This window comes from Marinomonas transparens, assembly GCF_016463975.1.
Lineage (GTDB): Bacteria > Pseudomonadota > Gammaproteobacteria > Pseudomonadales > Marinomonadaceae > Marinomonas > Marinomonas transparens.
Map to the genome: position 1 here is coordinate 50016 of NZ_JAEMNX010000024.1, position 23155 is coordinate 73170.

Sequence of the window (23155 nt, forward strand, 5' to 3'; positions counted from 1 at the left end):
TTTTTTCTTCCGTAGCCGTGTGGCTTTTAGTATTTCCATGGCTAAGAAATAAGAAAGTTTTCGGATTCCTTGCTTGTGTCTATCACTCGCTCATCATCTGATCTGTCTTTTAATGTCACTCCGGATAGTTTCAAGGTTCGTGCTTCGTTTAATAAGTAAAAGGCTTTGCGGGCGGCTTCTTGGTAAACCAATCCCGCAGGACGAACATTGGAAATGCAATTTCGGTAAGCATCGGTATAGCCGACTTTTCCACCCCAGGTAAGGTACAAGCCAAGGCTATCTGGTGAGCTCAGTCCCGGACGTTCGCCGATTAATACGAGAACGCATTTTGCGTTGAGGCGTTGGCAAATATCGTCGCCAATGGCGACTCGGCCTTGTTCTACAATGCAGATCGGTGCGATGTTCCAGTTGTCTTTTTGGGTGTCTTTTCGAGAGAGCTTATGGGGTTGAATGTGACTAAAAAGTGCGTTTAAAAAAGGTAAGGTATTTTGCTCAATGGCACGCGAGGAGAGACCATCGACTACGGCAATGGCAAGGTCATAACTTTGATAAGAGGTTTGCGAATGTTGTTGGCTATGCTTGTCCAGCTTTTGTGCGGAGGTTTGGTCAAGCAAGCGACCGTAATCTGGACGCTGTAAATAGGTTGCGCGATCCGTCGCGCGGCTGTGCAGCAATAGGGGGGCACAGTCAGGAGCCCAGTCCTGTTCCATTAGGGCGTCTGCTAGTTGGGCAGAATCGAGTTGTGTATGCACCGCATCAATCGCTTGTGCATGGGCGAGCTGGAAAGCCAGTAAGTGCTTGGTCGGGACACTAATGCCCGAACGACCTAAGCCAACGCGAGCATCGGTAAAGGCGTTAAGTTTACGCCAAGCGTTTTTGGTCACGGGTTCCGCATGGGGATGAGTTGGGAAAGATTTGTCTTGGCTCATCAGTGGCCTCCAATCATGCGATTAAGTGATTGGTGGAAGGCATCGGGTAATTCATGGTTAAGGGTAAATTGCTCGTTGTTTTTGAAGATGTCCATTTTTGCTAGCCAAGCATCAAATTCAGGAGCCGGTTTTAAACCCAGTACGCGACGGGCGTATAACGCATCGTGAAAGGAGGTCGTCTGGTAGTTCAGCATAATGTCGTCTGAACCGGGAATGCCCATAATAAAGGTGCACCCAGCGACACCTAAAAGTGTCAATAAGTTGTCCATGTCGTTTTGATCGGCTTCGGCGTGATTGGTGTAGCAAACATCACAGCCCATGGGTAAGCCCAGTAGCTTGCCACAGAAGTGGTCTTCTAACCCTGCGCGAGTAATTTCTTTGCCATCGTACAAATATTCTGGGCCGATAAACCCCACCACGGTATTGACTAATAATGGGTCAAACTTACGAGCAACGGCATAGGCGCGGGCTTCACAGGTTTGTTGGTCTAAACCATGATTGGCATTGGCCGATAATGAACTGCCTTGTCCTGTTTCAAAATACATGACGTTGTTGCCGACGGTGCCACGATTTAGCGATAAGGCCGCTGCTTGTGCTTCGGCGAGGTTGGCTAGGTTAAAACCAAAGCTGTCATTGGTGGCTTGGGTGCCGCCAATGGATTGAAAGACGAGATCGACAGGTGCGCCTTGTTCGATGCATTCTATGGTGTTGGTAACGTGGGTCAAAACACAGGACTGGGTGGGAATGTCGTAATGCTGGATGACGTCGTCCATCATTTTGATCAAGTTCGTTGCTTGTTGAACATTGTCCGTGGCTGGGTTGATGCCGATGACAGCATCGCCGTTGGCGTATAACAAACCGTCTAGCATGCTGGCAGCAATGCCTGTTAGGTCGTCGGTTGGGTGGTTGGGTTGTAAGCGAGTCGATAGGTGGCCGGGTAAGCCGATGGTGTTACGAAAAGCGGTTTTAACATGGCATTTTTTGGCAACTAAGATGAGGTCTTGGTTACGCATAATCTTACTGACGGCGGCGGCCATTTCTGGGGTGACGCCAGCGCGTATCTTTATCAGCATGGCTGGCGTAGCAATATCACTTAGCAACCAGTCACGAAAACCACCCACGGTGAGGTGTGCAATCGGGGCGAAAGCCTCTTTGTCATGTTCGTCTATGATTAGGCGAGTAATTTCATCTTCTTCATAAGGCACAAGTAGTTGTTCAAGAAATAAATTGAGCGGCACATCGGCGAGGGTCATTTGTGCGATAGCGCGTTCTTCGGCACTGTCGGCGGCCACGCCAGCGAGTCTATCTCCTGAGCGTGCTGGTGTGGCTTTGGCCATTAGGTCGGCTAGGTCAACAAAGCCAAAGGTACGCTCACCTACTTGATTACGAAATTGATGTTGATTTGCCATAAGCACTTTTCTCATTGATGAGGCTGTTGCAGAACGACTGCGCTCGCGACCTTTTTGACATTCTCTTTATCGTGAAGGCATATATCTTGCTAAATATATTTCCTAGTGAGTACTTTAATAAAATATGCTATCTGTCTGTTATCGAATAATGGCAAAAACGCTTGTCAGATACCGAGAAGAATTAAATATCCTATATATATCAATGTACTATATTTGTTTCCAAGGAAGAGATAGGCCCAGTCACGGCTTAAGAGGGGTGGAAGATGTTGTCTGAAATTAAAGGTGCACCAAATAAGAGCAATGCTGTCCGCATCATGGAAGCGCGGGATGCGGACCTTCATGCCAGTAATCTGACTAATTGGCAGCAAGAATACGATCAAACAAGCCGCGGTAATTTTTATGGCAGCATCACGGAATTGCCCTTTGATGATTTGCAGGCGTTTAAAGAGCATACCAGCCAAGCTTTGCAGCAGAAGTGTGTGGTTTGGCCTGATTCTGTGTGGCTCGGTATTCCATTAGCTGAACAGGAAGCAAGTCGCATTAATGGCTTAACCATTGGCAATGACAGCATTATGTGTCGTCCAGGAAATTGTGAATTTGAACTGACGACACCACAAGATTATGACTTATACGGGTTGGTCGTGGAGCGAGCAACCTTGATGAAAATGGCCAATACCCATGGCGTGGACCTTAATTGGAAAGAGTTAACTGAATATGGCCGTTTAGGTGTACCTGCTAAGACCTTAGAAGAAGTACGTTTTTTGCTAGCTCGGCTTTTATCCGGTAGTAATTCAGATGCTTCCCCGCGTTTACAGCATGACATTGTGATGATGGCCTTGCTTGAAGTACTTAAGGTCGAAACCCCGAAACCCGCTAAAACCCCAAGCTATTATCATCGTAAACAGGTCGTCGATGTGGCCCGTCAGTTTTTGGACCAGCATTTAGATGATGTGGTGACGGTCACTCAGTTGTGTGAAGTCACCAAGGTGAGTCGTCGTACGCTGCAATATAGTTTTGAAAGCATTTTGGGCATCAGCCCTATTCAGTACTTACGTATTAGTCGTCTTAATGGCGTTCGTCGTGATTTGGTGAATGCGAAAGACGGGCAATCGGTTAGCGACCTTGCCACTCAATGGGGATTTTGGCATTTGAGCCAATTTGCCAAGGACTACAGACAGCTGTTTGGTGAGCAGCCTTCTCATACGCTTGAGAGGCGTACTTAATACTAATCAAATTATTCAAATAGTTTTTTACTATCTTATTCATAGCAAATGTTTACAAATAGGCAATGAGAATCAATAGCGATAGCTTTTTCCTTATGTTAATTTTCTCTGCGGTTTTCTAAAAAAAATAAAATCACGAATAAAGTGAGTCTTGAGGTTAAAACATGAAGATTAAGTTGGTTTCATCATTAGTTGCATTAAGCGCAGCATCGGTTACCTTGGCCGCCGATCCGTTTTATGAGTTCGGTATTACTCAAAAGGATTATCAGGGTGATAAAAAAAGCTCGGTGTCTTATGGTGGTCAAATTGCACGCCATACTCTGCATAACTCTTTAAAAGCTTTAGCAAAAACCGGAAATGGAAAACCGAATGAGGCGCTTTCAAAAGAATTGTTGGCTTATTTTTCTGGTAAGGATTCGGGTCGTAAAATTCTTGACCCGAAAAGCAAAGAAGGTTTTGCCATTAAGCAAACCCAAGTAGATGAATTGTCGAAAGGAAAAGATTTAGCGTCGAGCGCTTATAAAGGTGTGATGACTGGCTGGCCGGGTAACTTAACGGCAGCAGAAGTACTGACTTCGATGATCGAAAAAGCCGCGGCGACAAAAGGCGGTTACGACCCTGTTAATGGTTATGATTACACTCAACTTATTTCAAAATTTACCATGGGCGCGGTGTTTTATAACAAGTCTGTGAACCATTATTTGGATGAAAAATTGGGTGCAGATGTTTATCTGAACAACAAACCTTATAAAAAAGGCACACCTTACACGGGTAAAGAACACGTTTGGGATGAAGGCTTTGGGTATTTTGGTGCACCTGCTCATTCTTTATCATTAACGCCTAAAGAAGTGGTTCAAATTACGAAACGTAATCCTGATTACTTTGAAAAGGCGGACGCGAATAAAGATGGTGTTGTTGATCTTGCTTCTGAAATGGCGTATGCCCACGCTTATTATGCCGCCAGCATTGATGCCTCTGGCAATACCAATTATTTTCATACCATAGTCAAAGCTTTTTATGATGGCCGTAAGTTGATTGCGGACGCGGATGGAGAAGCCTTAACGAGTGAGCAGCTGCATGCACTTAGAGCCTACGCGAAAACGATTGCGACGAATTGGCAGCAGGTGATCGCGGAAGCAGCTTATAAATACGCAGGCAGTGTTTATAAAGACATAGAAACGCTGCAAGCGGTCGAAGAAGCGGATGGCGATGTGAAAAAAGCCTACCGTAACTATGTGAAACATTGGGGCGAGATGAAAGGCTTTACCTTGTCTCTTCAAGCCGCAGGCCGTGAGTTGGGTGCCACGCAAGTTCAGTTAAACCGTTTAACCGGTTTTAGCCCTGTGTTGTTTGGTGATTTCCAAGTGGTCGCAACCAAGCCCGATGGTGCTTTCATTCAAGCAAAAACAATTGATATGAATGGCTATAAGCTGAATATGCTGAAGCTACAGGCTCATTTGGCTGATGCGTTTTCTTTGCAAGCCAAGTTAAATGATAAGACTGGCGGTATGCATGACCTGATGGAGCAGATGAAATCAGGCGGTAGCGCTGAAAACGATTAATCAATGGATTTTGTATTAATCTAAAACGCCGCTTTTTTTGATTGATGGGAAAGCGGCGTTTCTTTCTCTTTTAAAACCGACTGTGAGGACATTATGGAGGTTGCTTTTGGTGAATGGCTTCTTTCTGTTGTATCGCAGGCAGGGCAAGATTTTTTCAACATGCAAAAGCGTGTTTCTGTCTGGTATATTTTGTCTGCCATTCTCTTTGCTTGGTTATTGTTAGGGCTTCGCTATGGCCGACAGGTAAAAGCCCGAATGGCAACGCTTTTCTCACCACAAATCTGGTGGCATTCCTCTGCGCGTATGGATTACGGCGTGTTTTTATTGAATCGATTTGTGATGGCATTATTGATTCCTCTATTGCCAACGAAAATTATTTTGACGAGTTGGGTATTTTTCCAATCACATCAGTGGTTTGGCTCTTTTCAATCGTTCTCTCTTCCTACGCCTTGGGTGATTGCTTCATTTACTTTTTGCTATTTTATAGTGGATGATTTTTCGCGTTTTTATCTTCATCGATTGCTGCATAAATGGCCCATATTGTGGGCGTTTCACTCGGTACATCACAGCGCCCAAGTGATGACGCCGATGACGGTATTTCGCACTCATCCAATAGAAGGCGTTTTGTTCTTCCTTCGTTCTCTCGTTGTGCAAGCGCTTTGTATCGGTGTGTTTGTTTTTTTGTTTCCGAACCAGGTGTCACTTTATACTGTTTTTAGTGTGAGTATTTTTACCTACTTTTTTAATCTGCTTGGGGCCAACCTTAGGCATTCCCATGTGTCTATCAGCTATGGAAGAACGTTGGAAAAAGTGTTTATTTCTCCTGCTCAACATCAACGTCATCATTCTTCGAGTGTGAAGGATTATGACTGTAATTTTGGCGTTGTACTGGCTATTTGGGACCGCTTTTTTGGCTCTCTGCGTTTTGGGCATGATGATCAGAAAATCACTTTCGGTACCCAAACCGTTTTGGATAAAGCGAGTTTTGTTGGGTTGTATATTCTCCCTTGTAAAAATGCAGGCCGACAGCTCATAGAGCCTTTTAAGGCGTTATGGCGGAAGCGAGTGTAATGCGGTGTTGTTGGCAGTGAAAGCCTAACAAAATGCCCTTTTCTTAGTGAGTCGATCAAAAAGGCGTTGATCAAACTGCATTTTTCGTCAAAGGTCAGGAAGGCGTGAACAAGCCAATTCACTTTCTACTTTAGAGGAAAGCGCCGGCATGATTAGATTTGCTGGTGCTGTGTTCAGCCTTTGTTCTCGACTCTCTGTATCTGAAGTGAGGTTTTGCACGATTGCTGTGCGTCCAATACATTGCTAACAGCAGGCTTCAAATGTTCATTTATAAGCCATAAACGCGACTTTTTCGTCTGTTTTGCTTCGCCTTGGTTTTGCTCACAACTTCGCACAAAGATACTCGAAGTATTAAGTTTTTTTAAATGTCGTTTAGTTGACTCATTTATGACATATGGTTTAAAAGAGCATAGCCAGTTTATGGCTGTATTCTTTATGGTTCATACGAACCATTGACTAACATACTTGAAGGTTGGCACGGAGCTGACTTCAGTAAATTGTTTTAGTCTGTCGTGCTTTGTCATCAGGGAAGATATTAATTAATAAAGGGATAGTTATTATGACGATGGAACGAACTTTTAAAAAAGTACGCCAAGTTAGTGGAATAACCGCTGCAATAGCAGCATGTAGTGTACAAGCCGTTGAGTTGGGAACGTCCTCGTATGTGAATGTAAACGATCCGACGCCTAGTCGTATCATAGTGAAATATAAAGAGAGTCAAGGCCTTCTTGGCGATGATGCTTTATTTCTCAGCACACAAAAAACAGCTCAGGCATCATTGCTAAGTCGTTTATCTGAAGAAACCGGTGAGACCTTATCGGTTTTACGAAAGCTACATACAGGCGCTCGTGTTATTGAAGTGGAGCAGCCAAAAACACCAACCGAGTTAAAAGCCCTAGTGGATAGGTTTAAGTCTGATTCTCAGGTTGAATACGCTGAGCCAGATGTTCGTTATCAAGCTTTTATGGTGCCAAATGACTCGCGTTACAGTGACCAGTGGAGCTTATTTGATAGCAATACCGGTATTGATATGCCGAATGCCTGGGAAGTTTCTACCGGTGAAAATGTTGTGGTAGCTGTCTTAGATACGGGCTATTTACCACACGTAGATTTGGTGAATAATCTGTTGTCTGGTTATGATTTTATTGCAGATACTAATGTCTCTGTCGATGGTGATGGTAGGGATGCTGACGCCATAGATCCGGGTGACTGGGCTTCGGCTGGTTATTGTAATTCAGGTGATAATGGTAATAACAGTACTTGGCATGGCATTCATGTGGCTGGGACGATTGCGGCACAGACTAATAACGGGTTTGGGGTAGCTGGTGTGGCGTATGACTCGAAGATTTTACCCGTGCGTGTATTAGGTCGTTGTGGCGGTTGGATGTCTGATTTTTCCGATGCTGTGATTTGGGCCGCAGGGGGTTCTGTTTCCGGTGTGCCATCTAATTCTACCCCTGCTCAGGTTATTAATATGAGTCTCGGTGGCAATGGGAGTTGCGGCCGTACTATGCAAGATGCGGTAGATACAGCACGTTCTCTTGGTGTAACGGTTGTAGTCGCTGCTGGTAATGATAATGTCGATGCAGTAAATACGCAGCCAGCAAATTGTTCGGGGGTGATTACGGTTGCCGCCACAAATGATCAAGGTGGTCGAGCAAGTTACTCAAATTATGGTAACAACATTGATCTAGCGGCACCGGGCGGTGACCGTTCTTATGGTGTTTTATCGACGCTTAATTCGGGGCAGGAAGGGGCCGTTGATGATTCTTATGCTTATTATCAAGGGACGAGTATGGCGACACCCCATGTTGCTGGTGTGGCTGCTTTGTTGTACGCGGTTAAGCCTGACATTACGCCGACAGAAGTTGAGAACATTTTAGTGTCTTCTGCTAAATCTTTTTCCGCAACATGTAACCAATGCGGCTCAGGAATTTTGGATGCTAATGCGGCATTGATGGCTTTGCAGAACGATGGCGGTTCGAATGATGGAAGCACGGGAAGTGATGATAATAACAATGGTGACACGGTTTCCGGTTCACAATTGCAAAATGGTGTGGCAATCGCCAATATTCAGTTAACTGAGGGCGAAAATAGTTATTACACCATAGATGTTCCTGCCAATACGGGAAGTTTAAGACTGAGAACGTCAGGCGGCCAAGGGGATGTGGATTTGTATGTGAAATACAATGCTGAACCTACTTTTAGAGGCAGCGATTGTTATTCCGCATACGATGGTAATGATGAAACCTGTACTATAACGAACCCTAATGCAGGGACATATCATATTATGCTATATGGTTATCGGGCGAGTTCTGGTGTGAGCTTGACGGCGACTTATTAATTGAATTGAGACCTTTGTACGGCTTTTACAAAGGTCTCATTACTTACTTTAATGGGCGAGGTGACGAGCTTGACTGGTCGAGTTTGGGTGATCTTATGGCTCAGTGTATCGAGTTTTTTTATTCATGCAGACTCTCAAGATGGTGATTTTGGTCCTTTCATGCGCTCTTTGAATAACCAAGATTATGGTTATCAAGTGATTGGAGATGTGACAGGTTCAGCACCTGTTGCACAGATAGAAAAATTTGAAGTCCGTCCGGGGGATTGCTATTGGAATAAAAGCTGGAACGATTGCGAAAAAGATCGTGAGCGCAGTGAGTTATCTGAAAAGCAGAAAACTACAGTGGCTGGCAGTGAATATTGGTACGGCTGGTCCATCTATTTCCCTAAAAACTACCCTAATGTTTATCCTACGAAAACCGCTTTAGGCCAGTTCCATCAGAAATCCTCTCATCCAGTCTGGATGTTTCAAAATGCCAGTGGTGGTTATCATTTAGATGACCATGTTTCTGGTACAAAACAATATTACCAATTGATTGAAGAAGAAAGTCTACGAGGTCAATGGCATAAGCTTGAAGTGCATGTGCGTTGGGCAAAAGAACAAAGTGGCTTTTTTAAGGTGTGGGTCAATGATGAGCAGAAAGTGAATTATCAAGGTCCGACCATGAATGCAGATAAGGTCTATTTCAAATATGGTGTTTATCGATCTTTTTTATCCAGATATAAAACAGCAGCTAAAAAAGACGAGGTGCCTAGACAAATTGTTTATTATGCCAATGTTAAGCGTGGTAAAACTAGAGAGTCACTTCGTCCTTAGTCAGCTTTTTAAATCATCGGGAGGTAAAGATGAGTGTGCAAATCCGTCAAGCGGTTATAGAGGATTTAAAGCAATTAACTGATATTTATAATCATTATATTATTAATACCGCCACGACCTTTGATATTGAGCCTTATACTGTGGAGCGAAGGAAAGTCTGGTTTACACAGTTTGCACCAACAGGTCGTTACCGGTTGCTGGTGGCGGAACAGGATGGCGAAGTTCTTGGTTACGCATGCAGTGGGCCATTCAAAGCTAAACAAGCTTATGAAACCTCGGTAGAGGTAAGTATTTATCTTAAATCCATGGTAAAGGGGCGAGGTTTGGGCACAGCCTTGTATATGACGTTATTTGAGTTGCTGGCAGAAGAAGATGTTCATCGCGCCTATGCTGGTGTTACCCAGCCTAACGAGGCATCAAACATTATTCATCAAAAATTCGGTTTTGAGTCGGTGGGCATTTATCGCGAAGTGGGGCGTAAATTGGGGCAGTATTGGGACGTAGAATGGTTTGAAAAAGACCTTGGTTAGTTGAGCCATAAGCCAAAATGGGCTTATAGCTCAACTCGTTTTTAGCTTTGATGTTTAATAGGCTAAAGCCTTTCTACTGTGTGGTTCGCAATGTAGTCAAAGTTGATGTCTTCTCCTAGACCGGGCCGTTGTGGAAGATGCACATAACCTTCGTCATCCATTGGGTCGATTAGGTTGTTGAGGTAGCTTGGTACGTCATCGTATTCCAAGAAAGGATGCAGTAAACCACGCTCGTACCAATCACAATTTTTAATGGCGCCAACGACAGCAAGGTTAGGGGCACCGTTGCCATGGATTTCACAATTCATGCCAAACGATTCGGCTAGGTGGGCAACCTTCATACAGGGACTAATGCCGCCAACGCCAGCCACACCCGCCCTTAAAATGTCACACACGTCGTTTTTTACCCAGCTGGCTCGGCTTAAATGTTTCCCTGAAAGCGTTTCAGGCCCAAGCACAGGAATATTGAGATTTTTACTCAGCCAAGCATAGGATTCGGCGGACTCTTCTGGCATGGGTTCTTCGATCCAAGCAAAATTAAGCCGCTCCAGTTCTTTGCCAATTTTGTAGGCATCGGTACGGCTATACCAATGGTAGCCATCTAACATTAGATCTATTTCTGGACCAACCGCTTCACGTACGGCGGCACAGGCGTGTATGTCCATTTTTGGGCTAGGGGCAAAAGACACAGGTGGCATCCAGGTATGAAGCTTGATCGCTTTATAGCCACGTTGGACAAGCGTTTCGGCGAAGCGAGCATAGTCTTCCGGTGTTGCAAGACCGCCTTCTAGTTCATCACCACACATGGTGCTGCCGTAGGCGAGAACCTTGTCGCGGTAGCCGCCTAGTAGCTTGTATACAGGCATGTCAAACTTGCGCCCGAGCAAATCCCATAAGGCTTGTTCGACTAGAGCCAAAGCACGGTCTGTTAATTGTCCTGCGCTGCCTCTTTGCCAGTGGGTGAGGTCTTGCCAGAGTCGCTCGCGATCAGCGGCATTTTTTCCGATGAGTACTTTACGAACGAAGGCGTCTAGAACGTGCTTACGAATAATTTCTGGAGGTCCAAAGGCGTAGCCTACATCTCCATTCTCGGTGCGAATTCGTAGCATGGCGAGTTTGGTTTCTTTTTCTTCACCCGGATGAGAGTGGCCAGCGCTGTCTACATTACGACGCGTGAGGTGAGTAAACACGTCTACACTGACAGAGGTAATTATCATGATAAAGCATCCTTATTTTTGAATTTCCTTTGTCTAATCAAAATACCATGAAAATATATTTTTGAAACATGATTTCATAAATATTTGAAACTTGTTTTCAATTGCTGCACTATGACTCACTATAATTAATATAGAGACAAAGGGGGCACTATGTTTGTCTATAACAACGAAGTTCAATTAGAAGACCTTGGGGACGGCGTTTCCCGTAAGATCATGGCATATAGCGACAAGATCATGAGTGTTGAAGTGTATTTTGAGAAGGGCGCTGTTGGCCCACTACACAATCATCCTCATGAGCAACTGACTTATGTATTGTCAGGTGTGTTTGAATTTACGATTGGTGATGAAACCAAAATAGTAAAAGCAGGCGATGCTTTGTACAAAGAACCTAATGTTATGCACGGTTGTGTTTGTCTAGAGAAAGGCGTGTTGCTAGATAATTTTACTCCGATGCGTAAAGACTTTCTTAACTAATATTTGCTGCCTGAATTAGGGTTGCTGATAATAAAAATCTGACTATCTATTTGCTGTTTAACAGCTGGAGAAGAAAATGAAAATTGCACTAATGATGGAAAACAGCCAAGCGGGTAAAAACGCGACGATTCTAGAACAACTTTCTGCCGTTGCTGGTCCATTGAATCACGATGTATTTAACGTTGGTATGAGTGATGAAAACGATCATCACCTAACTTACATACATCTAGGTATCATGGCGAGCCTTCTTGTTAACTCTAAAGCCGTTGACTTTATTGTTGCAGGTTGTGGTACTGGTCAAGGCGCAATGATGTCTTTGAACGCTCACCCAGGGATTGTTTGTGGTTACTGCCTAGAGCCTTCTGATGCTTTCCTTTTCAATCAGATCAACAACGGTAACGCGATTGCAATGGCGTTCGCTAAAGGCTTTGGTTGGGCGGCTGAATTGAATGCACGTTACATCTTCGAAAAAGCCTTTACTGGCCCACGCGGTGAAGGTTACCCAGTTGAGCGTAAAGCCCCTCAAGTGGCTAACGCGGGTATCTTGAACCAAGTGAAAGCTGCAACAATGAAAGACAGCTACTTGGACGGTCTAAAATCGATGGATCAAGAGCTTGTTAAAACGGCTGTAGGCGGTGAGCGCTTCCAGAAATGTTTCTTCGATAACTGCCAGGTGCCAGAAATCGAAGCCTACGTTAAATCCTTGGTTGCTTAATATGCTTTCATAAGTAGTTAACGATCATCGAAAGGCCAGTCATCGCGACTGGCCTTTTTTGTTATTCGCTCTAAACCTAGGTTAATTTCTTCTTCTTGTTTGTTGGTTATTCTTGTTTTTATTAAATCTACTCAGATAAAAATTATCCAGATAAGGATGAAGTGATGATACTGAATGAAAGTCTACAAAATTACCTTACAGATCTTGGGTTAATGGTACCGGAAACGCCAACCATTGAATTTGTGAAACAGTTGCAAGCGAAGCACATCGAGCGTTATAGCTTTAACAGCTTGGCAGTAATTTTAGGGGAAGATATCTCACTTGATTTAGAAATGATTACTCAAAAAATAGTGACTCGTGGTTTAGGTGGCTATTGTTTTGAGCATAATAAATTGACGTTTGAGCTGCTTAAAGCTCTGGGTTATGACGTTCAATTAAAGATGGCTCGGGTTCTGAATAACAACCTAGATAGAAAAGCAGGAAGAACACACAGAATCACCTTAGTAACTATTGATGGAATGACTTATGTGATTGACACTGGCTTCGGAGGGAGTGGTCCTATCTCTCCTCTGTTATTGAGTGCTCACGGTCAGCAGAAATCTGGGTTAGATAGCTATCGTATTGTTGCTCGTGAACATGGTGAATTTGATTTGCAGTTGTTAGTGGAAGGCGGAGACAATTTCACTTTATATCGATTTGATAATGCGATTTACACTGATGCAGATTGTGAACTTGGGCATTTTTATTCGCATCAAAATCCCAACGCCGTGTTTGTGAAAAACCTTATGGTTACTTTGAAAAAGCAAGATAAGACTTTTGCTTTACTCAATACCGAGTTAATCACTAGAGATAAACATAAAGAGCAAAAGCTGCTCATTACAACGGCAAAGATGTTAGAAGAGACTTTATTTTCCGTGTTTAATATTTTTCTTGAACCGGTCTTAGTAGAGCACCTTTTTGATCGCTTTCTTGCCGATAAATTGGTCGAACAAGATGGAGAACTTCCATCATGACTCAGTTATTTTATTTGTTACTGTGGGCAGTCTTGATGGCATCCTCGTTTGTGGTGTCTGGCAATATGGTGAGTTATGCCAGCCCACTTGCTACGTCTAGTTTTCGTTTTATGTTGGCGTTGCTGATTATGTTGGTGATTTTATGGGGGCGTTGGTATAACGCGAGTAAAAGAGGTGGAGACAGTGTTGCTTCTCAGTTCAAAGCGCTGTTTCAATCGAGAGGAAGGATGGGGCATTATGTGGTGATTAGCGGGGCGCTGGTGGGCTTTTTTGTCGGGTTGTTTGTGGCGCTGCAATCGACGACACCGCTGCATACTTCGGTACTTTATACCTTGATTCCCCTAGTGGGAGTAGTTATTGCAAGAGTTTGGTTAAAAGAAGTGGCATCGTGGGTGCGTGTTAGTGGTTTTATTCTTGGCTCTTTTGGCGCAATGGTTGTGCTGTTTTCAACACAAGGGGAAGATGACTTTACGTGGCACCAAGGTGACTACATTTTCTTGGGCGCTTGTGTGTTGCTCGCTCTGCATGTGGTGTCAGTTCAAAAGTGGGGGCGTTCGTTGGGGGCTTTGTCTGGTGCTTTCATGATTATGCTGTTTGGTAGCCTGTGGTTGTTACCGATCACCTTGATTTGGGGGCACCTTGCAGAGGTACAATGGTATGCGATGGGATTTTGGGTGAATGCTTTGTACCTGACGGTATTCACGACTTTGTTTACCTTTATGTTGCAGCAAAAAATAGTGATGACCGCAGGAGCCAGTCGATTGCTGGCGTTTTCTTATACGATTCCTATTTGGGTGGTTTTATTTACGGCCCTTGCTCAATCAGGCTTTTCCACCTTGGTAAATTTAGGTTTTCTAATCGGTTTGAGCTTTATATTCATTGCCTTGTTGGTCATCGATGGGAAGTTAATAGCAAGGGTGATGTATGGATCAAATTCAGTGGCAAAATAGCTTTCGAGCTTACTTTAAAAAGCAAGGGTACGATATCTGTTGGGACGGACTTACATTGCCAATGGACGTTCATTGCCTTAGTAAAGGTGATTATCTTTTTCAGCAAGGTGACTTTGCGAATCAGCTGTATTTTTTACACACCGGATTGGTCCGTTATGTCAGTGTGTCAGCGCAAGGTAAGGAGTTTACTCAGTCTTTTGTGAAAGGGGCTCGAATTATTGGTTCGACTAAGGCTATGGTTACTCAAACACCGTCGATGTTTGGGATTCAAGCATTAGGAGACTGTTTGTTATTGTCTTATCCTTGGAAAGCTTTTTATGGGCAAATGCGTCATGATAAGGCTTTTTTGGAGTTCTATATTCATTTCTTAGAAGGCCTTTTTATTGATAAGGATGAACGAGCACGGGCTTTGGTGAAGTACTCAGCAGAACGGCGCTATCTGGACTTTTGTACAGACTTTGCTGAGCTAAAAGACAGTATTCCACAGCAACACATTGCTTCTTACATTGGTATTACGCCTGTCGCGCTGAGTCGAATACGTAAGAAGCTTAAATTGGGTGCTAGCGATTAAGTCTCAGCGTTGTTTTCTGCTTCTTCTTTTTCTAAAATTTCCTCGATGGCTTGCTTAAACTGCTCCGCCGGTTGACCGCCGGAAATCGCGTATTGGTTGTTAATGATAATAGTCGGCACGGAGTGGATACCGCTTTGTTGCCAGAGTTTCTGTTGGCGTCTGACGTCTTCTGCGTAATGTCCACCTTCTAGAACGCCTTTTGCGGCCTGTGGGCTCAGGCCAATATCGGCGGCAATGCTAGAGAGTATCTTGTGGTCGCTTATGTCTTGGTTATAGGTGAAGTGGGCTTTAAAAAGAGCGTTTTTTAGCTCTGTTTGCTTGCCCTCAAGATTTGCCCAGTGCAATAAACGGTGGGCATCGAAGGAGTTACGCATACGGCTTTCTGGGGTGAAATTGAAGTCAAAACCGACTTTTTCGCCACGGGCTTTAAGCATGTTACGGTTTTGCTCTGATTGTTCTTTGGTAATGCCGTATTTTTCGGTGATGTGTTCTGATAATGCTTGGCCTTCAGGCCTCATGTCAGGGTTGAGTTCAAAGGGCTGAAAGGTGATGTCAGCATCGACTTGATCGGCTAACTGTTCAAGAGCTATGTTGAGATTGCCTAGGCCAACAACACACCAAGGACACATGACGTCGGATATAAATTGGATCTCTAAAGAGTCTTTCATGGTTTTTCCCTATTTTTATAATCATTAGTCTTGATATGGGCAGACAAACTGAATGAAAAGTGTGCAGTGCAATAATAAGTGTGCTGTTACGCTTAATTTGCACAAAGAGTTCTATTCTTTTACTTAAAGACAATAATTCGGTAGTAAGGTGCTAATACGGGTGACGAAAAGAATTTATATTTATGTGGCGAATTCAGCCGACAAGGTGATTTCTCAGTACTGGCTTGATACCAATAAAGACGAGTTGCGATTGATCAGTGAAACCCCGGCCGAATTACGCGTGATGCCTATGTTGATTAGCCCTGATCAAGCTTATTTGTACGCCGCTATTCGTTCTGAGCCTTTTAAGCTGGTTTCTTATCGTATTGATGCGTCGTCAGGTGCGTTATCTAAGCAAGCGGAGGTAATGTCGTCTTACAGCATGGCGAATATTGGTATGGATCGCAGCGGGCGATTTTTATTGAGCTGTTCCTATGGGGATGACCTTGTTGGCGTCAATCCCATTCGGCAAAATGGCTTGGTTGGTGAGATGCAGCAAGTTGTGCAAACTCAGCGTCATGCCCATGCGGTACATGCTTCTCCTGATAACTCGTTTGTGTTTGTTTCTTGCCTTGGTGATGATCAAATAATGCAATATCGCTTTGATCATAAAACGGGCAAGCTGACGGCTAATAATCCTGCTAGTGTGGCGACAACAATGGGTTCTGGTCCTAGACATTTTTCATTTTCACCCTGTGGTGATTATCTTTATGTGCTGGGCGAGACCTCTGGCAGTGTTGCTACTTACTCCTATGATAGCGTCACTGGGTTACTGACTTTCTTAGCTGAAACGACAGGCTTGCCCTTGTCATTATTTGAACCTGTAGCAGAAGGACAAAGAAGAATTTGGGCGACGGACATCCATCTTTCTCCCGATGGACGTTTTTTGTATTTGTCAGAAGTGACTAAAAGCATTGTGACGGTTTTATCGATTGATTCGAACAATGGCTTACCAAGCTATCAGGGCTATGTGGAGGTCGAGAGTCACCCTCGTGGTTTTAACCTGACGAAAGATGGAAAGTACCTGATAGTGGCGGGTACGCAGGATACGCATATTGGGCTTTATCAATTAGAGAGCGAAACAGGGTTCCCGGTGAGAGTGAATCAAGCGTCAACGGCACAAGGCGCTAATTGGGTTGAGGTGGTTGAGCTCTCAGGTTGTTCTTAGCTCCCATTCGTTGTATGGGAATAATTCGTAGTTCAAAAAAGGTTATTGTTGATGAGTGAAATCCCGTTTGTATTATTGGTATTTTTTGTGTTGGGTAGTTATGTGCAGACGGTGACGGGTTTTGCGTTTGGCTTGGTGGTAATGAGCGCGGCGGCGTTGTTTTCTGTGGTGTCATTGGAGGTGGCTGCTTTTTCGGTTAGTGTGCTGAGTTTGCTTAATAGCATAACCGGACTGGCAGGTGGTTTGTGGCGTCAGGCAAATTTTAAAGCAATGTCGGTGTTTTTACTCGGTAGTATTCCTGCAACAGTCTTGGGTGTCTATTTGCTTGGTAGTCTCGGGGGGGAAGCACTGCACTGGTTGCAGTTGCTGTTAGGCCTGACGATCATTTTTGCCTGTGGCATGAGTTTGATGAAACCGAAAAAAAGCCGAATCCATTCTAGACCTTGGGTGTTTTTCTTATTTGGTGGTTTTGCTGGTGTGCTGGGTGGCTTGTTTGCTACTGCTGGGCCGCCCATTTCTTATTTGATGTATCGTCAGCCAGTATCGTTAAATGTTATTCGAGCTTCTTTGTTAAGTGTTTTTGTTATCTCTTGTATATCGCGCATTGGCATTGTTACTGTGGCGGGGCAGGTAACCATGGAGATGGTATGGCTGAGTATCATTGGTGTGCCTTGTGTGTTTATTACTACGATCTTGGCAAAGCGCTATCCGCCTAATATACCGCCTGAAACGATCAAGCGTGTGGCGATGTTTTTATTGCTATTATCTGGTGTGAGCTTGTCGCTGAAAGCGCTGATTTGATTGATATAGCGCATAAAAAAGCGCCTTGTGGGGGCGCTTTTTTGGTTTTAGTGCTGTTGTTCTGACATGAGTGAGTTAAGCGGGTATGACGCCTAATTCCACCAAGCGTTCATGCAAATAGCTTTTCGCTGTATGACGTTCTGATAGTACCACTTCTGGTTTTGGATGCAGAAACAAAGGCAATGAAATGCGTGATTTGGTTTTATCAGCCCCTTCTGGGTTGATTACCCGATGAGACGTCGATGGAAAGTAACCGCCAGATGCTTCTTGTAGCATATCGCCTATGTTAATAATTAATGTTCCGAAGTCACAAGGCACATCCATCCAGCTACCGTCTTTGGCTTTCACTTGCAAACCGGGCTCATTGGCCGAAGGTAAAATGGTCAGTAGGTTGATGTCTTCGTGAGCACCAGCTCGAATGGCCCCTAATTCTTCATCGCCTTTTAACGGCGGGTAATGGAGGACGCGTAGCAAGGTTTGTTCGCTGCCATCCACCATGCTTGAAAGGGATTGCGAGTAGTGTTGTGCTATGTCGCTAGGGGTGTGTTTTTCAACCCAAGCAAGTAGCTCCTTGGCCAGTGTACTGGCTTCGCTGTAGTACTGGGAGAGGAGTTTCTTTTCTTGCTCTGGGCATTGCCCCCAAGGGTAGTAATGGAAGTATTCTTTTATGTCCCTTTTGCTATGACCTTTTGCTGTTTCTGATGCTTCAGGGGCAAAGTAGCCATCTTGTGGCCCTATGTTATAGCGGTAGTCGTGTTTGGTGTCGCTGTCAAAAAAGCGTTGCCATTCATTATAAATAGCACTGACCAAAGACTTTTGAATGGGGTGGTTTTTCAATACGCCAAAACCGGTTTCGTGAAGCGATTTTACGAAATCTTGTTGGGCGGTAGGGCTGGTGTAATCGATTGCTTGTAGTTGCATGCTGGTTTCCTTTTTTGCCAATTTATTGGCCATGTAATTGCGTTTTGATTGGCATCTATGATGGAAATGACGATGCCTTTTGGTTTGAGTTAAAGCAATTTAAGGAAGCACTATGAAGACCAGCCGCTATGGAAGAAATAGCGTAAATCAACCGTTTCAGCTTGGTAGTGTTGAACCCATTGAACTAAATCCATTGTCAGCGCACAGCTAATAGCAGCGACTTGAGCCGATGTTGCTATCTGTTTAGCTGATTGTGTTAAAGACATTTAATCTAGTCCTAAGGTAAAAATGAAAAGATCGTTCCGATATATTAATCAAGGTGTGAACACCTTGTCTAGACGCAAAATTTTGCTTGAGCCTTGATTGACAGTCTACTGTTTGAAGGACCTATTTTGAAGGAAAAGACAAATTAATTGTTAATTCTGGTTAGGTAAATCAAAAGCTTGGCCTATACTGCTAGGAGTTAACGGTACTTTTGTTGGCTTGCTCTGTTCTTCTTCTCTACCGATTTACCTTGTGGCGAGGTGATTCTATTTAACGTGATTTCTACGTTTTCATACACATAAGAGGGTACATGACTATGACTACATTTTTCGATTCGTTTAAAAACCACTTTCTAATCTCTATGCCACATCTGGATGATCCTCACTTCGAACATACGGTTATTTATCTTTGCGAACACACCAAAGCAGGTGCGATGGGGATTGTTATTAATCGTCCATCTAATGTTGATTTTACTGAGTTGGCTGATCATCTAGGGATGCCAGTCGCCAATCCAAAGCTTACCGCTGAGCCTATTTATAATGGCGGGCCAGTGGAAGCAGAACGTGGCTTTATTCTGCACACCGCAGATAAAGCTTGGAGTAATACATTAAAGGTAACGGATGAGGTGTCCTTGTCGGCTTCTTTAGAGGCGTTAGAAGAAATCGCTGATGGTAAGGGGCCAAGTGCTTTTCGGATTACTTTAGGCTGTGCGGGTTGGGATGCTGGTCAATTGGAATCTGAAATTACAAATAATGATTGGCTGGTATGTGAGGCTGATTTAGACGTATTATTCCATACACCAAGTGACATGCAATTTACCGCTGCAACGAATGTATTGGGAATTGACATGATGAGACTTTCACCCGATATAGGACATGGTTAATGACAGCAACACTGTCTTCAAGTGATCACCAAGAACCCAATACTGTGACTTCAGTATTGGGTTTTGATTTTGGAACGACACGAATGGGCGTCGCTATTGGCCAGAGTTTGTTAGGAACGGCTCGCCCCCTTGCGCCATTGAAAGCGAAAGAAGGTATTCCTAATTGGGATGACATTGCTAAGTTGGTAGAGGAATGGCAGCCAGATGCCTTTGTGGTAGGCTTGCCATTAGATATGGATGGCACAGAAAATGAGATGTGTCAGCGCGCTCGTAAATTTGCCAAGCGATTACATGGACGCTTCAATCGCCCTTATCATATGATGGATGAGCGTTTGTCTTCTTATGAAGCCAAGGGCCGGGTTATTTCCCGAGGTGGTAATCGTAATTTTAAAGAAAATTCTGTAGATGGTTTAGCGGCGCAAATGATTTTAGAAACTTGGTTTATGGAATCGAATTAAAAGCAGCTAGTCTATTTTATTAAGAGACCTTTGTAAGCAAATAGCCATGCAGTGGCCTCATTAAGTTGTATCGTTAACGAGTAAAGGTGTTTAGCCGAAATGAAGTTAGATTTAGAGCAATCATTGGCGTCCATGAAAGCGCAGGTGGCTAACTATTGTGAGCAAAAGAACATTCAAAACCCGATTGTTGTTGGGATTCATACTGGTGGCGTTTGGGTCGCAGAGCAGCTTATGTCAGCTGTTCCAACCAAGGAGCCTTTGGCAACATTAGATATAACGTTTTACCGTGATGATTTCACCCGTGCTGGGCTGAACCCTAAGGTGAATCAAACTCAGTTGCCAGCGCTTGAAGATCGTCATGTTATTTTGGTCGATGATGTATTGATGTCTGGTCGAACCATTCGTGCTGCGATGAATGAGATTTTTGACTATGGCCGTCCTGCCAGTATTAGTTTAGCTATCTTGTATGATTTGGGGCAGCATGAATTACCTATCAGTGCAGACATCGTAGGTGAACAGCTAACGCTTAATCCTAACCAAAGAGTTAAGTTGTCAGGGCCACAACCCCTTACGGTTGCTGTGGTAGATACTGATTAATATATGGATCAGTGCTTTATTTTTTGTCTGAGTAATACGACAATTAACCTATGAATTAGAGGAGGCCTTAAAAGTGATGAAACAACTTAGTGTTGTAGTAATAGTGATTCTACAATCATCACTTAAGGCCATGTATGCCCGGTAGTAGAGTTTTCTGCGCTGGGCATTTTTTTATCTGCTTTTAATTGAAAATTAATAAAGAAAGACGATACCGTCTTTGTAGTTTGAGGAAAGCAAACCATGATGCGATCCGACCCTCGGGCATTACAGCTTAATGAACACGGTCAGTTGAAACATTTTTTGACGCTAGATGGCCTAGATAAAACCATATTGACAGAAATTCTGGATCGGGCAGATTCTTTTCTTTCTATGGGCGAGCAGTCCGTGAAAAAAGTCCCTCTGTTGCGCGGTAAAACTGTTATTAACCTTTTTTTTGAAAATTCTACTCGTACTCGAACTACCTTTGAGCTGGCAGCTAAACGTTTATCTGCAGATGTGATCAATCTCGATATTGCAACGTCAGCGACTTCGAAAGGCGAATCTTTATTAGATACGTTGAAAAATTTGGAGGCAATGCAGAGCGATATGTTTGTTGTGCGTCATTCGGATAGTGGGGCCGCGCATTTTATCGCAGAGCATTGCACTCCTAATGTGGCGATTATTAACGCTGGAGATGGGCGCCATGCGCACCCGACTCAAGCTATGCTTGATATGCTGACGATTCGTCGTCACAAGGGGCAGTTTGAGGGCCTGAAAGTTGCTATTGTTGGCGATATTTTACACTCTCGAGTCGCTCGTTCGGAATTGCATGCCTTAACCACTCTTGGTGTATCTGAAGTGCGTTTGGTTGGCCCTAAAACACTGGTGCCTGCTTTTTTTGAAAATATGGGCGCGACTATTTGCCATGATTTAGAGGCGGGCTTGAAAGACGTTGATGTGGTGGTGATGTTGCGTTTACAAAAAGAACGTATGGAAGGTGGGTTACTGCCAAGCGAAAGTGAGTTTTATCGCTTATATGGTCTTACCGAAGAGACACTTTCTTGGGCTAAGCCTGATGCTATTGTGATGCATCCGGGGCCTATTAATCGTGGTGTCGAAATTTCTTCTGAAGTGGCGGATGGTGATTATTCCGTGATTCTTGATCAGGTAACTAATGGTATTGCGGTACGAATGGCGGTTATGTCCATGGCTATGAGTGGTCAGTTGCAAAGTGATGAAACAACGACGGCAGAGGGTGAATAAGATGAAATTACGGGTACGTAACGGTCGTTTGATTGATCCAAGCCAAGGTCTTGATGCGGTGACAGACTTGTTTGTTGATAATCAAAAAATTGTGGCTATTGGTGAAGCGCCTGATGGCTTTGATGGTGCTGAAGAAGTTGATGCAACGGGCAAATGGGTTTTACCTGGTTTGGTTGATGTGGCGGTTTCGCTACGGGAGCCCGGTTTTTCTCAAAAAGGCAGTATTGCGACGGAAGGCCGTGCCGCGGTTTCCGGTGGCGTGACGACTTTAGTGTGTCCACCAAATACCAACCCTATTGTTGATACGCCTGCTGTGGCGGCTTTGATTCAAGATAAAGCGGATGAAGCGGGAATGGCAAATGTGTTTCCACTTGGTGCGTTAACGCAGGGCTTAGAAGGAGTGCATTTAAGTAATATGGTGTCGCTGACCGATGCCGGTTGTATTGCCTTGTCGAATGATCGTTATGCCATGGCAGATACCAAAGTATTATCTCGCGCTTTGGAATATGCCGCGACCCATGATTTGTTGGTCGTTTTTCATCCTGATGAGAAAAGCTTGTCGGAGGGGGGTTGCGCCCATGAAGGTTTGTTATCGACTATGCATGGTTTGGCTGGTATTCCCGAAACGGCTGAAACCGTCGCTTTGATGAGGGATTTACTGTTAATTGAAAAGACTGGAGTGCGCGCGCATTTTGCTCGCTTATCTTGTGCTAAGTCGGTTGAGATGGTTGCCGATGCCAAGGCTTCAGGCTTGGATGTGACTGCGGATGTGGCCGCTCACAACTTATTGTTAAGTGATGATGTGCTGAATCAGTTTGACGGGCATTACCATGTGCTACCGCCATTACGAGGTGAGAATGATCGCCTTACTTTAATCGAAGGCATTAAAGGTGGTGTAATTTCTGCCATTTGTTCCGATCATCAACCCCATGAAAAAATGGCTAAGATAGCCCCTTTTGCTGCCACAGAGCCTGGTATGGCCAATGTGGAGATTTTACTGCCTTTGGTTATGCAGTTAATGGATGAAGGGGATTTAGATTTTTCTACCGTATTAAGCTGCCTCACATCTGGCCCTGCTGCTTGTTTCGGTTTAGAGGCGGGCTCTTTAGCCGTAGGAAGTTTTGCTGACTTTTTAATATTCGATAGCACGGTTCATTGGAAATGGACAGTTGAGAATCGTAAAACAAAAGGTCAAAATTCACCTTATTTTGGTGAAGAATTTATTGGTAGAGTGATGGCCACCTTTATTTCTGGGCAGAAGGTGTACCAGATGGCATAGGTGTTTTGATC

24 protein-coding genes are annotated in these 23155 nt (G+C 44.1%); 18 read left to right on the forward strand and 6 right to left on the reverse strand.

What is annotated here, in order from left to right; translation table 11 throughout:
• Nucleotides 1-41: 41 nt before the first annotated feature.
• Nucleotides 42-929, reverse strand: a complete 888-nt coding sequence (eutC, locus tag I8J31_RS17145; protein ID WP_199469811.1) for an ethanolamine ammonia-lyase subunit EutC — start codon at nt 927-929, stop codon at nt 42-44.
• Nucleotides 929-2338 (reverse strand): ethanolamine ammonia-lyase subunit EutB, encoded by a 1410-nt coding sequence (locus tag I8J31_RS17150; protein ID WP_199469812.1) that lies wholly within the window; start codon nt 2336-2338, stop codon nt 929-931. The genes eutC and I8J31_RS17150 overlap by 1 nt, the downstream gene beginning before the upstream one ends.
• A gap of 263 nt (nt 2339-2601) precedes the next feature.
• On the opposite strand from I8J31_RS17150, the gene I8J31_RS17155 reads away from it, so the two are divergent.
• The 6 genes from I8J31_RS17155 to I8J31_RS17180 all read left to right on the forward strand — a co-directional run bounded on the left by I8J31_RS17155 (nt 2602) and on the right by I8J31_RS17180 (nt 9884).
• Nucleotides 2602-3561, forward strand: a complete 960-nt coding sequence (locus I8J31_RS17155) for a helix-turn-helix domain-containing protein (protein ID WP_199469813.1) — start codon at nt 2602-2604, stop codon at nt 3559-3561.
• A 164-nt stretch (nt 3562-3725) separates the two neighbouring features.
• Nucleotides 3726-5123 (forward strand): DUF4856 domain-containing protein, encoded by a 1398-nt coding sequence (locus I8J31_RS17160; protein WP_199469814.1) that lies wholly within the window; start codon nt 3726-3728, stop codon nt 5121-5123.
• A gap of 93 nt (nt 5124-5216) precedes the next feature.
• Nucleotides 5217-6194 carry a sterol desaturase family protein gene (locus tag I8J31_RS17165; RefSeq protein WP_199469815.1) on the forward strand — a complete coding sequence of 326 codons (978 nt, stop codon included), beginning with the start codon at nt 5217-5219 and terminating at the stop codon, nt 6192-6194.
• A 559-nt stretch (nt 6195-6753) separates the two neighbouring features.
• Nucleotides 6754-8538: a S8 family peptidase gene (locus tag I8J31_RS17170; RefSeq protein WP_199469816.1), complete on the forward strand. Its 1785-nt coding sequence runs from the start codon at nt 6754-6756 to the stop codon at nt 8536-8538.
• 69 nt (nt 8539-8607) lie between these two features.
• Complete coding sequence (locus I8J31_RS17175; protein ID WP_233402872.1) at nt 8608-9354, forward strand: polysaccharide lyase family 20 protein; 747 nt, start codon at nt 8608-8610, stop codon at nt 9352-9354.
• Nucleotides 9355-9383: 29 nt separating this feature from the next.
• On the forward strand, nt 9384-9884 hold the full coding sequence (locus I8J31_RS17180) for a GNAT family N-acetyltransferase (RefSeq protein ID WP_199469818.1): 501 nt from the start codon (nt 9384-9386) through the stop codon (nt 9882-9884).
• 62 nt (nt 9885-9946) lie between these two features.
• On the opposite strand, the gene I8J31_RS17185 is transcribed toward I8J31_RS17180, so the two are convergent.
• Nucleotides 9947-11101 (reverse strand): mandelate racemase family protein, encoded by a 1155-nt coding sequence (locus I8J31_RS17185; RefSeq protein WP_199469819.1) that lies wholly within the window; start codon nt 11099-11101, stop codon nt 9947-9949.
• A 150-nt stretch (nt 11102-11251) separates the two neighbouring features.
• Here I8J31_RS17185 and I8J31_RS17190 point away from each other — a divergent pair, with 150 nt between their 5' ends.
• From I8J31_RS17190 to I8J31_RS17210, 5 genes are all read left to right on the forward strand, one after another.
• Nucleotides 11252-11575 (forward strand): cupin domain-containing protein, encoded by a 324-nt coding sequence (locus I8J31_RS17190; protein WP_199469820.1) that lies wholly within the window; start codon nt 11252-11254, stop codon nt 11573-11575.
• Between the two features lie 76 nt (nt 11576-11651).
• Entirely contained in the window at nt 11652-12290 is a 639-nt protein-coding gene (locus I8J31_RS17195; protein ID WP_199469821.1) for an RpiB/LacA/LacB family sugar-phosphate isomerase, read from the forward strand.
• A gap of 164 nt (nt 12291-12454) precedes the next feature.
• A complete protein-coding gene (locus I8J31_RS17200; protein WP_199469822.1) occupies nt 12455-13303 on the forward strand; it encodes an arylamine N-acetyltransferase family protein in 849 nt (282 codons plus the stop codon).
• A complete protein-coding gene (locus I8J31_RS17205; protein ID WP_199469823.1) occupies nt 13300-14253 on the forward strand; it encodes a DMT family transporter in 954 nt (317 codons plus the stop codon). The genes I8J31_RS17200 and I8J31_RS17205 overlap by 4 nt, the downstream gene beginning before the upstream one ends.
• Nucleotides 14228-14824 carry a Crp/Fnr family transcriptional regulator gene (locus I8J31_RS17210; RefSeq protein WP_199469824.1) on the forward strand — a complete coding sequence of 199 codons (597 nt, stop codon included), beginning with the start codon at nt 14228-14230 and terminating at the stop codon, nt 14822-14824. Before I8J31_RS17205 ends, I8J31_RS17210 begins: the two co-directional genes overlap by 26 nt.
• Here I8J31_RS17210 and I8J31_RS17215 read toward each other — a convergent pair.
• Entirely contained in the window at nt 14821-15492 is a 672-nt protein-coding gene (locus tag I8J31_RS17215) for a DsbA family oxidoreductase (RefSeq protein WP_199469825.1), read from the reverse strand. The genes I8J31_RS17210 and I8J31_RS17215 overlap by 4 nt on opposite strands.
• 160 nt (nt 15493-15652) lie before the next feature.
• Here I8J31_RS17215 and I8J31_RS17220 point away from each other — a divergent pair, with 160 nt between their 5' ends.
• A complete protein-coding gene (locus I8J31_RS17220) occupies nt 15653-16699 on the forward strand; it encodes a lactonase family protein (protein ID WP_199469826.1) in 1047 nt (348 codons plus the stop codon).
• Nucleotides 16700-16750: 51 nt separating this feature from the next.
• The gene (locus I8J31_RS17225) at nt 16751-17500 is read left to right on the forward strand and encodes a sulfite exporter TauE/SafE family protein (RefSeq protein ID WP_199469827.1); all 750 of its coding nucleotides are present in this window, start codon (nt 16751-16753) and stop codon (nt 17498-17500) included.
• A gap of 75 nt (nt 17501-17575) precedes the next feature.
• On the opposite strand, the gene I8J31_RS17230 is transcribed toward I8J31_RS17225, so the two are convergent.
• A complete protein-coding gene (locus I8J31_RS17230; protein ID WP_199469828.1) occupies nt 17576-18421 on the reverse strand; it encodes a 2OG-Fe(II) oxygenase family protein in 846 nt (281 codons plus the stop codon).
• A 110-nt stretch (nt 18422-18531) separates the two neighbouring features.
• Complete coding sequence (locus tag I8J31_RS17235; RefSeq protein ID WP_199469829.1) at nt 18532-18687, reverse strand: hypothetical protein; 156 nt, start codon at nt 18685-18687, stop codon at nt 18532-18534.
• Between the two features lie 308 nt (nt 18688-18995).
• On the opposite strand from I8J31_RS17235, the gene I8J31_RS17240 reads away from it, so the two are divergent.
• The 5 genes from I8J31_RS17240 (at nt 18996) to I8J31_RS17260 (ending at nt 23144) form a co-directional block, all read left to right on the forward strand.
• On the forward strand, nt 18996-19568 hold the full coding sequence (locus I8J31_RS17240) for a YqgE/AlgH family protein (protein WP_233402873.1): 573 nt from the start codon (nt 18996-18998) through the stop codon (nt 19566-19568).
• Nucleotides 19568-20026 (forward strand): Holliday junction resolvase RuvX, encoded by a 459-nt coding sequence (gene ruvX, locus I8J31_RS17245; protein WP_199469830.1) that lies wholly within the window; start codon nt 19568-19570, stop codon nt 20024-20026. Before I8J31_RS17240 ends, ruvX begins: the two co-directional genes overlap by 1 nt.
• Nucleotides 20027-20125: 99 nt before the next feature.
• The gene (pyrR, locus tag I8J31_RS17250) at nt 20126-20623 is read left to right on the forward strand and encodes a bifunctional pyr operon transcriptional regulator/uracil phosphoribosyltransferase PyrR (protein WP_199469831.1); all 498 of its coding nucleotides are present in this window, start codon (nt 20126-20128) and stop codon (nt 20621-20623) included.
• Nucleotides 20624-20863: 240 nt separating this feature from the next.
• Entirely contained in the window at nt 20864-21865 is a 1002-nt protein-coding gene (locus I8J31_RS17255; protein WP_199469832.1) for an aspartate carbamoyltransferase catalytic subunit, read from the forward strand.
• 1 nt (nt 21866) lies between these two features.
• The gene (locus I8J31_RS17260) at nt 21867-23144 is read left to right on the forward strand and encodes a dihydroorotase (protein ID WP_199469833.1); all 1278 of its coding nucleotides are present in this window, start codon (nt 21867-21869) and stop codon (nt 23142-23144) included.
• The last annotated feature ends 11 nt before the right edge of the window (nt 23145-23155 follow it).